Here is a 15,474-nt window from a genome sequence, read left to right as displayed (position 1 = left end):
CCCCCGCGTCAGCCTTCGATGATGCGGGAGACGGATGCCTCGGCCACCGCCGGGTCGTCGGCGAGGCCGTCTCCGAGGCCGAGGTCGACGAGCACGACGTCTCCGGCCAGCTCGGGGCCGCGGCCGCGCGCGAGGCCCGCCTTGACGGCGCCGAACGTCACGGTGACGGATGCCGGGAGCACCGTGTCGTCGCCGGTCGAGCCGTCGTCGGGCTGCAGGCCGCTCGGCAGATCGACCGCGATGACCCGCGTGCCGGCGTCGCGGACGGCGGGGAGGAGCGTCTCGACCGCGTCGCGGGCGAGCCCGCGGAGGCCGAGGTCGCTGCCGCCGATGCCTGCGCCGATGCCGAGGATGCCGTCGAGGACGAGGTCGTAGACGGGTTCGGCATCGCGTACGCTTGCGAGGTCGACCAGCTCCGCGCCCTCGGCGAGCGCCGTCGCGAGGCCCTCCTCGTGCACGCGCGAGCCCGTGGAGAGCACGTGCACCTCGGCGCGCTGGAGCGCGGACGCGGCGAACAGTGCGTCGCCGCCGTTGTCGCCGCTCCCCGCGAGGACGAGCACGCGCACGTCCCCCTCCGGTCGTTCGTCGAGCTCTTCGTCGATGAGCTCCTGCACGACGCCCGCGAGCGCCGCGGCGGCGCGGCGCATGAGCGGCTCCCCTGCCTCGAGCAGGGGACGCTCGGCGGCGCGCACCTGGTCGGCCGTGTAGGCCGGAACCGTGAGCGGCGCGTCGGGCTCAGGCATCCGTGTGTCCCTTCTTCGCGCGCGACGGCTTCTTCGAGTCGTGCGCGCCGTGTGAGTCGTGCGCGCCGTGTGAGTCGTGCGCGTTGTGTGAGTCGTGGGAGTCGCCCTTGTGATCCGTCGTGCCGAGGCGTTCCTTCTCTTCGTCCTCGCGCGCGTGCCGCAGGTCTTCCGCCGCGACGCGGACGGCTGCCTCGGCTCGCCGCACGCGCCGCTGCGCGAACGTCGAGGCGCCGTAGCGCGCCTTGACGCGGTCGGTCTCCTCCTCGACGCCCGTGATGATGTAGGCGCTCGCGATCAGGATGACCTGGGTCGAGAAGTTTATCCACAGCAGAAGCGCGACGAGCGACGCGAACGAGGCGAGGAGCGGGTTCGACGACGCTCCCCCGAGGAACAGGCCCGACAGCTGCTGGAGCACGACGAGCCCGACGGCGCCGAAGAGCGCTCCGCTCCAGAGCGTCCGGGCTGACGGCTTGACCCCCGACAGCGCGAGGAACAGCACCGCGATGGCGCAGGCATCCAGGGCGAACACCACCACGATCGTCACGATGCGCGCCGCCACGAGGCCGAGCGGGTCGTTCGCCCCGACTCCGAACCAGCCGAGCACGAGGTTGACCCCCGCGGTGCCGAGGAACGTGACCGCGCCGGCGGCCGCGAGGCCCGCACCGATGCCGATCGCGAGGGCGAGGTTTCGCAGCAGCACCCAGATGAAGAGGATGTCGTCGTTCACCGTGTCGGCGAGGGTGCGCAGCGCCAGGCGCAGCGAGCCGATCGCGCCGATCGCCGCGCCGACGAGGCCGACGAGGGCGAAGACGCCGACGATCGTGAGCCCTGTCGGCGCCTGGATGTCGGCGGGGTCGATGAGGCCGTCGGGGCCGAGCAGGCCCGGGATCGCGGCGTTGACCGCGTCGATGAGCGCCTGCCACGCGACCGGGTTGCCCGCGAGCCACAGGGCGGCGATCGAGAAGCCGAGGAGCACGCCCGCGAACACGCTGAAGAGGGTCCGGTAGGTGACGCTGTCGGCGAGCATCGGCCCGCGGTGCTCGACGTACAGGAGTATTGCGCGGACGGGCTTGACGCTCAGCGCCCACGCGATGGCCCGCTGGATGAAGGTGCGGTCTTTGGGAACGGATGCCGCGGTCTCGGACATTCCGTCAGGGTATCGGCGCGGCATCCGTCCCCTCCCGGGCTTGACAGCCTCGCGGCGGAGTCCCGCGGCGACCGATCTGGCGGCGCGCCGACCGGATGTTCCGAGCGCGATCTTCCGGGCGCGAGGCGCGGTGCCTCGCCTATGATTCGAGGTGGGGGTGGGGACCTCCGAGCGATTTGGGGAGATCCGATGCGGGGACTCGCACAGACACTTGTGCTCACGGGAGCCGTTCGCGCGGCCGATATGTCGGCGGCGCTCGCCGAGGTGGGCGATGGGCCCGAGCTGCGGGAGCATCTCGTCAACTCGCGGATCGCGACCGAGGCGCAGGTCGCCGAGGCGATCGCGCTGCACACGGGCCATCGCTACGTCGAGCTCGCGAGCATCCCGCTGGACCCGAACGTCGTGGCGCTCGTGCCCGGCACCATCTGCCGCAAGTACGGGCTGATCCCGATCGACCGGCGCGGGGAGCGGCTGGTCGTCGGCATCCTGGATCCCAATGACATCGTGGCGCTCGATGACGTGGCGAGCGTGACCGATCTGTTCGTCGAGCCCGTGGTCGTCGCGCGGGACGCGCTGGACCAGATGTTCGAGCGCTTCCTCCGCTCGGACGAGGAGCTCAGCGAGCTGTCGATCGCGATCGAAGAGAACGTCGAGTCGTCGACCGAGTCGTTCACCGAGACGATCGAGGATCAGGATGCCGATGCCCCCGTCGTCCGCTTCGTCAACCTGCTGATCTCGCAGGCCATCAACGACCGCGCGAGCGACATCCACGTGGAGCCGGGCGAGAGCCAGCTGACCGTGCGGTATCGCATCGACGGCGTTCTGCACGAGATGCAGAAAGCCGACCGTTCGATTCAGGACGGCATCATCTCGCGGCTCAAGATCATGAGCTCGATCGACATCGCCGAGAAGCGCCGCCCGCAGGACGGCCGCCTGTCGGTCACGCACGAGGGTCGGCAGGTCGACCTCCGCGTCGCGACTCTTCCCACCGTGTGGGGCGAGAAGATCGTCATGCGCATCCTCGACAACACGGGCCAGCGCATGGCGATGTCGGATCTCCTGATGTCGCCGCGCAATCTCGACCGCTTCGAGGCGGCGATCCGGCGCCCGCACGGCATGGTGCTCGCGACGGGGCCGACGGGATCCGGCAAGTCGACGACTCTCTATACGGCGCTGCGAGCTGTGGCGAACCCGCGGGTGAACGTCATCACGGTGGAAGACCCGGTCGAGTACCGGATCGGCGGCATCAACCAGGTGCAGGTCAACAACAAGGCGGGGCTGACGTTCAGCAATGCGCTGCGTTCGATCCTGCGGTCCGACCCCGATGTCGTGCTCGTCGGCGAGATCCGCGACAACGAGACCGCGATCATCTCGATCGAGGCCGCGCTCACCGGTCACCTCGTGCTCTCGACTCTGCACACGAACGACGCTCCGTCGGCGCTCACGCGGTTGACCGAGATCGGCGCCGAGCCCTTTCTCGTGGCGACGGCGCTCGAGGCGATCGTCGCTCAGCGTCTCGCGCGGCGGCTGTGCACGCGGTGCCGCGAGCCGTTCACCGAGCCCACCGACGTTCTCACGGCGCTCGGCTTTCCCCACGACCCGAGCGACCCGCCGCAGATCTTCCGCGCGACGGGATGCCCCGCCTGCTCCGGCACGGGCTACCGCGGCCGCGTCGCCCTCCACGAGGTGATGAGCGTGACCGAGGAGATCGAGCAGCTCGTCGTCACGCGGTCGACAGGCACTGAGATGCGTCAGCTCGCGCTCCAGCAGGGCATGGTCTCGCTTCGCGAGGACGGCTTCAGCAAGGTCGCGCAGGGCCTGACGACGATCGAAGAGGTTCTGCGGGTCTCGGTGTAGTTCGCCCGGCTCGGCGGTAGATGGGTTGTGGGGTTGCCGCGCGGACTGGGCGGCCCTTGGCTCTCCCGCCCCGCGGCGTGCGCCTCGCGCGGGCCCAGCGGTCTTTCGGCTTCGCGCGCTCCAAGGCGCGCGACCGGAACCGACGCTCAGAACGGGGCGTCGGCGGCATCGGAGGGGCTGCGCGCCGCGCTCCAAGGCGCGCGACCCGACCCGACGCTCAGAACGGGGCGTCGGCGGCATCGGAGGGGCGGAACACCGGCACCTGGCGCTCGGGCTGCACGACGTAGCGCCGACCCGAGGGCGAGATCCATTCGAGCGCGCCGCCGCTCCCCTCGATCTGGCGCACGGTCCATCCGCCGTGGTGCTTGATCGTGTGGTGTCCGGTGCAGAGCGGGCAGAGGTTCGCCAAGGCCGTGTGGCCGCCCTCCTCCCAGGCCAGCGAGTGATCGACCTGACATCTCGAGGCCGGAATGCTGCATCCGGGAGCCATGCACCGTTCAGCCCGCCACTTCACGAGCTTCATCAACCAGGGTGGGGGCTCGTATCGGTCACGCGACACCGACAGCACCATTCCCGTCTCGGGGTGAGTGAGGATTCGCATCATCGCCGGATCCCGCCCGGCCAGCTCACGAGCCTTCGCAAGAGGAATCGGCCCCACTCCCTCGACGACGGGCGGCTGAACGGCCGCTGCCGCCGCGGCCGCCGTCTCGTCTTCGAGAAGCGCGAGGGCCGGAATCGTCAGGACGACCGTCGCCTTGATGCCCCGAGCGCGCTCGGGGTGGACGTCGGTGTGCCCCTCAAGGAGGAGGTCGCTCATCACGTCGGCGCGCGCCTGGTCGAGGGTTCGCGTGTCTTCGGGCTGAGCGATGACCGCCTTCGCGATCGCCGTCACCCGCTCGTGGATCGCGTGCACCTCGACAGCGGGGCCGTAGAGCATCAGCCAGGCCATCCCGTCTGGCGCCTTCTGGACGACCGTGCGCCGCTGCTCGAGCGCGACCTCGTACCGCTCCGCCAGCGTCGTGTAGCGGGCCAGCTCGATCAGCTTTCGAACGCGGCGGCGGAAGCTGCCCACCGGTTCCGTCTCGGCGAGCGCGATCGCGTGCGGAAGGAGGTCGTCGCGGAGTTCCGGCTCGACCTCGTCGAGGAGTTCGACCATGATGCTCGCGTGTCGCTCGGTCATCCTCGCGTGCGACAGTGAATCCAGCACAGCGGGATACCGATGCACGACAGCCTCGGCCATCCGCAGCAGCGCCTCCGCCGCGTGCTCAGTGATGCGCAGACCCGCTGCGAGCTCCAGCCGAACCGACCGCTCCGCGACATCGTTCAGCTGGCGGCCGTACTGGCCCGCCACGGCGAGCGCCTCCTGCCTCATCGCGTCGACGCGCTCGAACTGCTGTGCCGCGAGAACCGCCATGATGTCGGCGACCTCACGCACCATCGCGAGCGCATCGGGAATGTCAGGAATGAACGAGTCGTCGGGCCACGAGAACGCCTCCGCGTCTTCCGGGACCACCACGTCGCTCATGCACCGAGTTTAGTATATATGTTCGATTCTCGCAAGAGCCCCGCCCTACTCGCTAGGGGTAAGAAGCCGGCCGGGGCGACGACACCTCCCCCGATGTCGTCGCCCCGCACAGGGTCGAGAATGCTTCGTGCGCTAACCCCGCTTCGCGAGATCCCCGTACAGCGTGAAGATCGGCAGGTAGAGCGAGATCACCATTGCTCCAATGACGATGCCGAGGCCCACGATGAGCACAGGCTCGATAGTCGCCGACAGTTGTGAGGTTGCCGTCTCGACCTCGTCCTCATAGAAGTCTGCGATGCTCGCGAGCATCTCGGAGAGCGTCCCCGACTCCTCGCCGACAGCCACCATCTGCGGGACCATGGAGGGGAACACACCGGCCTTCGCAAGCGGCGCCGAAAAGGAACGACCCTGTCTAACCGAGTCCTGGATATCGTGCACGGCTCGCTCGACGGCCCAATTGTTCGAGGCCTGACCCACGATCGCCAGAGCCTGGATGATCGGCACGCCCGCGTCGAGCATCATCGACAGGTTGCGGCTGAAGCGCGCGACGGCCAACTTCGTGAAGATCTTGCCGAAGATCGGCATCCTCAGCTTGAACGGGTCGATGACCTTGCGCACGCTTTCTTTGTTGCGGTTGCGCAGCCACCAGACCCATGCCACGCCAACCACGACGATCAGGAGCGGCAGGATCCACCACATGTTTCGGGAGAGGGTCACGAGGATCTGCGTCGGCAGCGGGAGCGACGACCCAAGCCCCGCGAACATGTTCTCGAACACCGGGACGACGAACGTGACCATCGCGAGGACGCCGATGATCGCGATGATGAGGACGATAGTCGGGTATGTCACGGCAGCACGGATCTTGTTCTGGAGCTCGGACTCCTTCTGGTAGTTCTCGGCGAGCGACATCATCGCCCGCGCCAGAAATCCGCCCGTCTCACCGACCCGCACGATGCTGATCATGAGTGGAGGGAAGATCTCCGGATGGCGAGACAGTGCCTGCGAGAAGGATGAACCGCTCTCGACGTCCGCCTGCACCTTGATCAGCGCGGGCTGCAGCCGCTTGTCTTCGGTCTGCTCGATGAGAATCGACAGCGTCCGCATGAGTGGCAAGCCCGCATTTAGCAGCCCTGCCATCTGACGCGTAAAGATCGCGAGTGACTTGGCCTTGACGGTGCCACCAAGCCCGGAGATCTTGATCTCGCGGTGCAGACCGGTCTTTGACAGCGGCGAGATATCGAGCGGAGTGAGGCCCTGTGCCCGCAGCTTGCCGGTCACCGCTGACTCATTAGATGCCTCCATCGAGCCTTTGATGACGCTGCCGCCTCTTAGGTCCACCGCGCGGTAAGTGAATTCCTGAACGATCGCCACGATCAGCCCCCTTGATAGTGATGCTCAGCGGCGTGCATCGACCACGCCTCGGCGTCCAGGTCGCGCGGCCGCACGTGCACGCCGTCGAGATACTTCGGATCGACGGCGAACGTACGCGCAACGTGCTGCGCGATCACGCCCTCCTCGACTAGACGGCGAAGGTCCTGATCCAGCGTGTGCATTCCAACCTGCGCACCCGCCTGCATCGCGGTGTAGAGCTGCGCGACCTGGCCCTCGCGGATGAGGTTCGCGACGGCAGGCGTATTGATGAGCACCTCGGTCGCGATCGTCCGTCCCCCCGTCTGCGCGAGGGGCATCAGAGTCTGACTGATGATTCCCTGCAGCGTGTCGCCGAGCTGAGTCCGGATCTGGTGCTGCCGATCTGCGGGAAAGACGTCGACGATGCGGTTGACGCTCTTCGCCGCGCCCTGCGTGTGGAGCGTCGAGAGCACGAGGTGGCCGGTCTCCGCCGCCGACAGCGCCGTCTGAATCGACTCGGGGTCTCGCAGCTCGCCGATGAGAATGACGTCGGGGTCCTGCCGCAGCACGCGGCGCAGTGCCTCGGCGAATGACGCCGTATCCGCCCCCACCTCGCGCTGGTGGATGAGCGACTTCCTGCTCACGTGATGGAACTCGATCGGGTCTTCGATCGTGATCACGTGCGCTGGCAACGTGTTGTTGATGATGTCGACCATCGCCGTCAACGTCGTCGACTTACCTGAGCCCGTCGGCCCCGTCAGGAGCACGAGCCCTCGCGGCTTGAGTGCGAGTTCGCGCGCGAGGGCGGGCGCACCGAGCTCTTCGAGTGTGAAGACACGCTGCGGGATGAATCTCAGTGCCACCGCGAGCGATCCCAGCTGGCGGAAGACGTTGACACGAAAGCGCCCGAGCCCCTCCGAAGCATGGGCGAGGTCGACCTCGTGACGCTCGTCGAACTCGTCACGCTGAGCGGGGGCCATGAGCCCGAATGCCGCCGACTCGACCCACAGCGCCGAGAGCGGCTCCGTGTAGCCGGGAACGGGCACGAGGTCGCCGTCGACGCGCATGAGCGGCGGTGCTTCGGCTGTGAGGTGGACGTCGGATGCCTCATACCGCGAGGCTGCGAGCAGCAACCCGTCGAGTGCAGTGGAGCTCATGACATCACCCCTTGTCCGGCAGCACGAAGGTGAGCGCCGATAGCGTCACGTCGAAGCCTGTACCTGTCGATGAGACAGTCGTCTGGACCTGACCGAGAAGGCGGGGGCCCCCGCGTAGCCCGTCGAGGAACGCGACGACCTGGTCGAGCGAGTCCGCCGTCACGTTGACCGAGAAATCGACCTGCGTGCGACCGACAGGACCGGCGGCGCCACTCGACTGGACTGCGCTCGACGAGTCGGATCCGGAGCCGTCCGTGGGCGCGGGGGTTGCTGCCGGATCAGAGGTCGAGGCCTCCGCAGCTTGCTGCGCCGCCGTCGCCTGCGTCGTTTCATCGATCGCTGTCGCGCCCTCGCGCTCAACGAAGGCGATCGGATCCCCGGCAGTGATCCCCGTAATCGCGACACCCGCCCCGTCAGCTGCGGTGGCGACGAGTTCGAACACGTCGTCGAGGTCATTAGCCGGTGTGATCTGCGCCTGCAAACCGGCGACGGAGGCCTGGATGGCGTCGAGATGCTTCTGCTGCTCCGTGAGATTGTCGACCTGCGCCTGATACACCGCGTTCGTGTTGGCGACCGTCGCGGTTTGACCGACGACGTCCAGCGCCTGGAGGCCTACGGGGACGGCCACCAGGAAGATGCCGAGCGCGAGCACGGCCACCATAACGACGGCGCCGATGAGGTTGATGAGCGACCGCGGCATCACTCGCCGCCTTCCTGAGTCGCGAATTGACCGGAATAGATCGACTGATCGAACGCTATGTCGAGTTCGTAGACATACGAGCCGACTGTCTGCTGTCCGGTCGAGAGCGAGCGGCCGTCGACGGACGAGACGCCCGCGAGACCTCGGATTCCGCGAACTGTGGCGGGCAGGTCGATCGGCGTGGGACTTTCGAGGGTCAGGGTGCCGACGAGGCCGACTTCCTTCGCCGGGTCACCGGTCTGCGGCACTCCCCCGCTCACGACATCGAACCCGACGAGGGTAACGTCCGTCGGGAGCGCGCTCCGGATGGATGACACGAGCGGCGCCCAGGCGAAGTCTGCGCCCATGGCGTCGGAGCGGAAGGATTGAAGTTCCTGCTCCGTCGCAAGCGCGCCGCTGACATCCGACAGCTCGGCGAGTTCCGAGATGAGCACGTTGGTCTGCGATTGCTGTGCCGCCAACTGCTGGTCGGCGACGAGCTTGAGCGCGAACGCGCCCATGATGACTAGCACGGCCGCGACGACGGCTGCGAGAACACCCCACACCCAGCCCCGGGCGAGCGACGCGCGACGTCGGCGCTCGATCTCGACCGGCGGCATGAGGTTGACACGCGGTACGCCGGCAAAAGCCAGCGCTGGTGCGGTGCGAGCCATCAGCTTCCCTCCCCTAGCAGCACACCAAACGTGCTCACCAAGTTGAACGCGAGTTCCTCGGGCAGTGCGAGATCGCTCTTGACTTTGATGACGTCCCCGATGTGCAGGGCTCGCACGGGAATGTCGAAGGACCGTGTGAGCGCTTCCGACACTCCAGGTGCGAGAAAGCCGGCTCCGCTCACGGCAACTGCGGAGATCCGTTGGGTTCCCGGGCGATTCGTGTAGAACGAGACCGTGCTGCGGATGCGGCTCACAAGGTCGGCAACTGACTGGTCGGCGGCCCCTCCGGTCCGCATTGCTGCGCGGGTTCGTGTGACGCTTGCAGGCATGGGCGGCACGGTCTCGAGCGCCAGCTCCTCGACCGGCGCGTCCAGCGTGCCTGTGAACGCGTCGTCGTGGCGTCGGGCAGCCGCAGTCGCTACATCGGCGGGAATGATGCGGACGAAGTGCGGCACTCCGTCGGTGGCGATCACGACGTGCGACGTGTGGTCGCCGACGTAGATTATCGCCACGGTATCGCCGGGCACTGCGATGCGCTTGGCGACGCGAGCGAGGCCGAAGGGCACGAGGTCGACAGCATCCGTCCTCAGCTTTGCCCGGCTCGTCGTAGCGATGAGTTGCTCAACGCTCTCTGCTACGGCAGCGACGAGGAGACCTGACACCTGATCGCCGTTCTGCGAGACAGGGTAGAAGTCCAAGACTGCCTGATTCGCGGGAACCGGGAGCAGGTCCTGAACCTGATACGGCAGCGCCTGCCGCAGCATCTCGGGGGCCATCGCCTGAGTGGTGTACTCCCGAACGAGGATCCGTCGGCTTCCGACGCCGAGGATCACCTCGCGACCCTTGATTCCGAACGTCGACCACAGCTGCCGCAGCGCCATGGCGACGACGTCACGGTCCAGCACTTCCGAATCACGCGCGGCCTCCGGCGGGAGAGCGATCTCTCCCGCAGCCACCAGGACGGGCGTTTTGCCTCGTCGTATCTCTACGGCGCGGACGCTCTCTTCAGTTATCTCCAGCCCGACCAGTGTCGATGCCATGTTGGCCCCCTCCCTTGCCCGCTCACATACCCAGCAGGCTGACGTACCAGGCGCCGAGCGCCTGCCCCATGAAGACTCCGACCCAGGCGCCGGCGAGCATCCAGGGGCCGAAAGGAATCGCTGTGCGCCGCCCGGCGCGGCGACCAGCGATGAGTGCGAGTCCGAAGATCCCGCCGAGGACGAACGCGGCGAAGGCACCCACAGCGAGTGCGCCCCAGCCGAGCCATCCGAGATAGATGCCCACCACACCGGCGAGCTTGACGTCTCCGCCTCCCATCCCATCGGGACGGATGAGGCGGATGACGAAGTAGAACGCGTAGAGGATCGCCATCCCGATCGCCGCGGTGAGCAGGCGGCTCCACTCCGCCCCGAGGACGCACGCGGCGGCGAGCAGCACGCCGGCGACGACGTAACTCGGCAGCACGATCGCGTCGGGGAGCCGATGCGTGTCGAGGTCGATGAGTGTCAGCACGACGCTGACGGCGGCGAAGTAGAGGAACGCGACCAGCACCACAGACGTCGCCGGGAGGGGTGCGGTGCTGGTCGCGAGTATGAGCCAGGCGACGAGCGCGAAGAATACGCCCGTGATCGCCTCGACGATCGGATAGCGCGGCGAGATCGGGTCGCCGCACGAGGCGCACCGGCCGCGCAGCATGAGCCAGCCCAAGACGGGCACGTTGTGCCACGGCTTGATGGCCGCGTCACACCGAGGGCACCGGCTCTCTCGCACTATCGAGGTGCCTGCGGGAACCCGCACGGCGACGACATTCAGGAAGGAACCGATGATGAGGCCGAGGATTACCGAGAAGGCGATGATGAAGACGGTGAGGACGGGCACGGCTACTTCTCCGATTGGTACACGAGTCCGTCGAGCCGCTGCACGAGCGTGCTCGAATCGATGACGCCGCCAGAGCCCTTGATCGTGCAGCCGAGGTTGGGTAGCGCGGTGCCCCAGTTCATGGGCTCGCAGGTGTAAGCGGATCCGGAGTGGAAATTCGTCGTGTCATCGGTGTAGAGCTGACCCGAGAAGCTCGCCGTCACGGTGCCGCTGAGTCCGCAGGGAGAATAGATCATGACGTTTATGTTCGACGCGATCGCGCCGGTGGTGCCGAAACTGTCCTGCGCATTGCGGGTGCCGGAGCTGCCACACGTGGGCTTGGGGTCACCTGAGGCATCGCGGTCGTCACGATTGCCGTCTGCGTGAACGAAGAACAACTGGTAGTCGGTACCTGCGGGAGCCGTGAGACCTCCCAGCGAGACGGTCAGCCCCTGATCCTTCGGTGAAATGACCACGACATTGCGCGTCACACTCACTGCCCCTGTGAGATCCAGCTTCACATCCTTTGTGCACGAGCTGTAGTTGAGGACAAGCGGAGTTGTCGCGGCCGACAGCAACGGCTTCACCTTCGCCGTCGCGGTGTTCGCGTTCTGCAAGTCACTGCTGCAGTTGATTGCGGCGGAGGTACCCCAGCTCGAGGCTCCGTCGAGGTCGAGCCACTTCGTCGCGGCGCGCAGCCAGGCGAGAGTCGGATCGAACACCGGGTCGCTGGGTGAATTCTGCGTCAGGGTGCCCGTGACCCATCCGGGTGAGGCGATTGACGCAGTCCCCTTGGTCGTGACTGTGCCTCCGACAGTCCCCGTACCTCCACCGGCGGCGGCAAGGCTGATGTCGCCCTTCGCCGAGATCGAGCCGGCAACCTTCGGATTGCCGTTGGACGTGAACGAGACGGTGCCGTTGGTCGTGATGTTCCCGGCGCTGGTGCTGCCCCCGCGCGCGTTGACCTGCCACGCCTGCGAGTTGCTGGAAACATTGCCGTTCGAGTAGATATCGCCATTGACGACACACCCTGTGCTCAGGCTGACCGTGCCGTTCAATACGTAAAGATCACCGTCGAGCGTGCCGTTCTGGGGACAGGACCAGTTGCCGTTTCGCAGGACGAGGTCGCCCGTGTAGTGCGACACACTCTGCGAGACGCTCCCCGAAAAGTAGGTGACGACGCCGCCCGGGACGTTCGAGTAGGTGACGGTCCACGGGTAGACGGAGTCTATGGTCGTGGTCGCTCCATCCGGACCCGTGCCGGTCGTGCGGAAGAGGACGTATTTGGAGGTGCTTGAAGGGCAGCCCAGCGTGACTCCGGCATCCGTCGCCGAGGTCGGCTTCGAGCCGCTGGTGGAGTAGATCTTGGTCGTGTAAGTGGGGTTGGTACCCGTGAGGGTCGTTGCTGCGCAGCCGGCCGTGATGGCCGCGACTCCGACATCGCGCCCGGACTCGGCGGCGATGAAGGCCTCGGTCCGATCCTTGTTCGTGTCGTTGGCGCCGATCGTAAACATCACGGAGGCGGCGATCGTCGCCGCGACGATGAAACCGACGAACATCACCACGACGACCGTGACGAGGATCGCGCCGCTGTCATTTCTGGGGGACTTAGCCCGCGCGACAAGTCGATTGATCACCAACATCCCCCGTTACCTGTTTCTTGATCTGACCTGACCGAGACGTCACCGCCGATCCGCACGGGCGCAGAACGGGTCTTGATGTTGAAGCCGTAGGTAAGCACTCCATTGGTGAGTACGAAGTACGGGGCACTATCGACCGCTTGGACTGGAGGCTGCCATGCGGGCCAAGATGACGCGATGGAAGTGGCCGACGTCGCGATCTGAATGCCCGTCGTGCTGATTTTGAAGCCTTGACATCTAAGGGCTGTGCCATCCAGCGAAGTGCGAATGCGCAACTCATCCCCCGCTGCATTGACACTGAGGTAGAGGGAGTTGCGCACGGCCCTCTCAATCATTGACCCGATCACCTGGCCGCGATCTGTCGCGCCGGTCACGCTGGTTACCTCGTCCTGCGTTTTCCACGAGTTAACGAAGATTGTGGCGATTGCCGTCATGATGATGCCCGTCACCACGATCACCACTATCAACTCGATAAGGCCGAGGCCGGAGTCATCTCGGTCCACGCTCGCTCGCATGCTCATGGGATGAATATCAAAGCGGTGGTTGAGGCAAGCACTTTGTCGTCACCTCGGATTTCTAGGAAGAGCCGGGCCGTGCCACCAGAAGTGCAATTCGTCACCGTTCCACTGACGGCAAGGGCTACCCCACGGCCGTCCTCCGCTGGTGTCACCGACGCAGGTGGTGTTGCGATCCCACTCAGTGCTGTGCACGAATGCGCATCACGCGCCTCTTCGATCAAGGCATTGAGATACCGAGTCGCCGAGGCGGTTGATGACTGGGTCGCAGACTGGGCGATGCCCTGCCATAGAGCGGGGAGAATGGCGACCGCGATAACCGCGAGGAGAAACATCGCGATCAGGACCTCCACCAGGCCGAAGCCCGCGTCCTGCCGACTTGGCCGCTTCACAGTGTCACCTTCCAGCGCAGCCCGGGGACGCACTTGGCGTGCGCCCCCGGACCGAGCGATCACAACGGTCAGCAGCCTGGGCCGGCGGACTTCGTGATGGTGGCGTCCGTGTCACTCACAGCCGTAACACACACCGTGTCGACCTTGGAGGTGTCGGTGTTGCTGGTCGAGAGAGTGATCTTGTCGCTGGCGGCGTTCGCCTTCGAGATCGCGTTTGCCACCGTCGACGTCGTGTCTCCGTCGGCGATCGCAGCCGCGACAGCGGTCGCGCCATTGGAGGCCGCTGCACCGACGGCGTTGACCTCCGCCTGCTTCTGGATGGCCCCGAAGACCGGGATCGCGATGGCGACGAGGATGCCGAGGATGACGACCACGACGATGAGCTCGATCAGCGAGAAGCCCTTCTCGCCGTCTTCCTCGCGACGCTTCTTCGCGCCGTCGAGGTAGTTGTGAATGGTTGCACGCATAGCGCTATCTCCTTGTTCGGATGACAAAAGACAGCCCTGCGTGAGCCGGTTTGAACGGCAGCGAACGAACACCCCAGTAACGAAAATGCCAACCACGGACGGCCGGCTCCCCAAGAACCCCAAGTAACGTATCCCAACTCCACGCAGAGCTGGGTTTTGGAACGCACGCGGTGCGTGAATCCCCTCCCGCCTCACAGCATGAGAGCTTTCTCATGCCAGGTCAAGTGCGCAGGGTCACATTCAGGTAACGTTCAGGTTCGGCACTCGGTGCCACGCCACATGAGATCGGGTCTCAAAGCGACCTTCGAAACTACCCGTCCAGCACCTCGAGTCGCACGGACACGAGACCGCCGTCGACGAGGTTCTCGGCATCCCGAACCGCCCTCTTCAGCGGCAGAACATAGGCGCCGCGAGAGGAGTCGGGGAAGATCGACGTGCGCCACTCGGAGCCCCCGACCCGGGCGATCACGCGCACCGATCCGAAGCCGCGGAACGGCCGCGGAATCTCGCGGATCTGCTCGCTCAAATCGGTCGGCAGCGCCGTGAAAAACCAGTAGTCGGTGCGCACCTCCCAGCGGAAGATCTCGCCGTCGAACTCCACCAGCATGCCCCCCCCCCCCCCCCCACGCTAGCCCGCGCCAGCAACACCCTCAGCGCCCGAACTCGGGCGTCCAGTCGTCGTCGCCGGAGGTCCACGCGGCGGCATCGGGGGTGTACGCGTCGGCCGAGCGGCCGGGCGCGGCATTCGTCCTCCGCCTCCAGGCAGCACCCTCGGGCCAGCTCGCCGCGAAGGTCGGCACCACGCGCCACACCCGCCTCCACAGCCCGCGCTGCGTCACGAGCGGGCGCGCCGACACGGGCATGCGCAGCTCAGGGTCGTACCTCACCCCGTCGGAGGGGCGGAGGCGGATCGTCAGGTCGAGGTCGTCGTGGATCCGGGGGTTCGTGCGGTCGACCTGGCCGCGCACGCGCTCCCACACCGACACGCGCATCGCGAAGTTCGAGCCGAAGACGAGGGGGATGCCGAGGACCTTCTTGATCCAGTAATGCCCTCCCCCGACGTACCAGTGGTCGCCGAGATAGTTGACGAGGGGGCTCGCGCCGTAGAACTCCGCTCCCCCGGTCAGCACTCCGAGCCCCGGATCGGCGACGAAGGCGCGTACGACCTGCGCGATCCAGTCCGGATGCGGCCGCGAGTCCGCGTCGAGGCGCGCGATGATGTCGGCCGATCCCCGCGCCTCGTCGTAGCCGCGCGCCGCGGCGGGCCAGATGCCGATGAGCGGCTCGTCGACGACGTCTGCGCCGTACGAGCGGGCGACGGATGCCGAGGCATCCGTGCTGGCGTTGTCGACGACCACCACGCGATCGGCCGGACGCGTCTGCACGGCGAGGGCCGCAAGGCAGGCGTCCAGGAAATCGGCATCGTCACGGCACGGGATCACGACCGTGACGCGCGGCGAGAAGGACACGC

Annotated in this window: 16 protein-coding genes; 1 reads left to right on the top strand and 15 read right to left on the bottom strand. The window is 66.7% G+C overall.

All coding sequences use genetic code 11. The features are described from left to right. Positions 1–8: 8 nt before the first annotated feature. Complete coding sequence (locus ACSBPH_RS16680) at positions 9–743, bottom strand: NAD(P)H-hydrate epimerase (RefSeq protein ID WP_442575430.1); 735 nt, start codon at positions 741–743, stop codon at positions 9–11. Next, positions 736–1,890, bottom strand: coding sequence for a YhjD/YihY/BrkB family envelope integrity protein (locus ACSBPH_RS16675; protein ID WP_442575429.1), 1,155 nt, complete (start codon positions 1,888–1,890; stop codon positions 736–738). The genes ACSBPH_RS16680 and ACSBPH_RS16675 overlap by 8 nt, the downstream gene beginning before the upstream one ends. Positions 1,891–2,079: 189 nt before the next feature. Here ACSBPH_RS16675 and ACSBPH_RS16670 point away from each other — a divergent pair, with 189 nt between their 5' ends. Further along, positions 2,080–3,747: a GspE/PulE family protein gene (locus tag ACSBPH_RS16670; RefSeq protein ID WP_442575428.1), complete on the top strand. Its 1,668-nt coding sequence runs from the start codon at positions 2,080–2,082 to the stop codon at positions 3,745–3,747. 217 nt (positions 3,748–3,964) lie between these two features. Here ACSBPH_RS16670 and ACSBPH_RS16665 read toward each other — a convergent pair whose 3' ends face one another. The 13 genes from ACSBPH_RS16665 to ACSBPH_RS16605 form a co-directional block, all read right to left on the bottom strand. Continuing rightward, a complete protein-coding gene (locus tag ACSBPH_RS16665; protein WP_442575427.1) occupies positions 3,965–5,272 on the bottom strand; it encodes a DUF222 domain-containing protein in 1,308 nt (435 codons plus the stop codon). A 132-nt stretch (positions 5,273–5,404) separates the two neighbouring features. Next, positions 5,405–6,643: a type II secretion system F family protein gene (locus tag ACSBPH_RS16660; RefSeq protein ID WP_442575426.1), complete on the bottom strand. Its 1,239-nt coding sequence runs from the start codon at positions 6,641–6,643 to the stop codon at positions 5,405–5,407. A 2-nt stretch (positions 6,644–6,645) separates the two neighbouring features. Continuing rightward, positions 6,646–7,779 carry a type IV pilus twitching motility protein PilT gene (locus ACSBPH_RS16655; RefSeq protein WP_442575425.1) on the bottom strand — a complete coding sequence of 378 codons (1,134 nt, stop codon included), beginning with the start codon at positions 7,777–7,779 and terminating at the stop codon, positions 6,646–6,648. Between the two features lie 4 nt (positions 7,780–7,783). Beyond that, positions 7,784–8,479, bottom strand: coding sequence for a hypothetical protein (locus ACSBPH_RS16650; protein ID WP_442575424.1), 696 nt, complete (start codon positions 8,477–8,479; stop codon positions 7,784–7,786). Next, positions 8,479–9,132, bottom strand: coding sequence for a hypothetical protein (locus tag ACSBPH_RS16645; RefSeq protein ID WP_442575423.1), 654 nt, complete (start codon positions 9,130–9,132; stop codon positions 8,479–8,481). Before ACSBPH_RS16645 ends, ACSBPH_RS16650 begins: the two co-directional genes overlap by 1 nt. Further along, on the bottom strand, positions 9,132–10,172 hold the full coding sequence (gene pilM, locus ACSBPH_RS16640) for a pilus assembly protein PilM (RefSeq protein ID WP_442575422.1): 1,041 nt from the start codon (positions 10,170–10,172) through the stop codon (positions 9,132–9,134). The genes ACSBPH_RS16645 and pilM overlap by 1 nt, the downstream gene beginning before the upstream one ends. 22 nt (positions 10,173–10,194) lie before the next feature. Then, positions 10,195–11,010: a prepilin peptidase gene (locus tag ACSBPH_RS16635; protein WP_442575421.1), complete on the bottom strand. Its 816-nt coding sequence runs from the start codon at positions 11,008–11,010 to the stop codon at positions 10,195–10,197. A 2-nt stretch (positions 11,011–11,012) separates the two neighbouring features. Next, complete coding sequence (locus ACSBPH_RS16630; RefSeq protein ID WP_442575420.1) at positions 11,013–12,632, bottom strand: hypothetical protein; 1,620 nt, start codon at positions 12,630–12,632, stop codon at positions 11,013–11,015. Then, positions 12,623–13,150, bottom strand: coding sequence for a prepilin-type N-terminal cleavage/methylation domain-containing protein (locus ACSBPH_RS16625; protein WP_442575419.1), 528 nt, complete (start codon positions 13,148–13,150; stop codon positions 12,623–12,625). The genes ACSBPH_RS16630 and ACSBPH_RS16625 overlap by 10 nt, the downstream gene beginning before the upstream one ends. Continuing rightward, positions 13,147–13,536, bottom strand: a complete 390-nt coding sequence (locus tag ACSBPH_RS16620; RefSeq protein WP_442575418.1) for a type II secretion system protein — start codon at positions 13,534–13,536, stop codon at positions 13,147–13,149. Before ACSBPH_RS16620 ends, ACSBPH_RS16625 begins: the two co-directional genes overlap by 4 nt. A 68-nt stretch (positions 13,537–13,604) precedes the next feature. After that, positions 13,605–14,003: a prepilin-type N-terminal cleavage/methylation domain-containing protein gene (locus ACSBPH_RS16615; protein WP_442575417.1), complete on the bottom strand. Its 399-nt coding sequence runs from the start codon at positions 14,001–14,003 to the stop codon at positions 13,605–13,607. Between the two features lie 310 nt (positions 14,004–14,313). After that, positions 14,314–14,610, bottom strand: a complete 297-nt coding sequence (locus ACSBPH_RS16610) for a DUF1905 domain-containing protein (protein ID WP_442575416.1) — start codon at positions 14,608–14,610, stop codon at positions 14,314–14,316. A gap of 43 nt (positions 14,611–14,653) precedes the next feature. Then, the gene (locus tag ACSBPH_RS16605) at positions 14,654–15,472 is read right to left on the bottom strand and encodes a glycosyltransferase (RefSeq protein ID WP_442575415.1); all 819 of its coding nucleotides are present in this window, start codon (positions 15,470–15,472) and stop codon (positions 14,654–14,656) included. Between the last annotated feature and the right edge of the window lie 2 nt (positions 15,473–15,474).

It is taken from the genome of Microbacterium sp. F51-2R, from assembly GCF_052180235.1.
GTDB lineage: Bacteria > Actinomycetota > Actinomycetes > Actinomycetales > Microbacteriaceae > Microbacterium.
The sequence above is the reverse complement of the archived record's forward strand: the minus strand, read 5'-3'. Positions and strand labels throughout refer to the sequence as shown.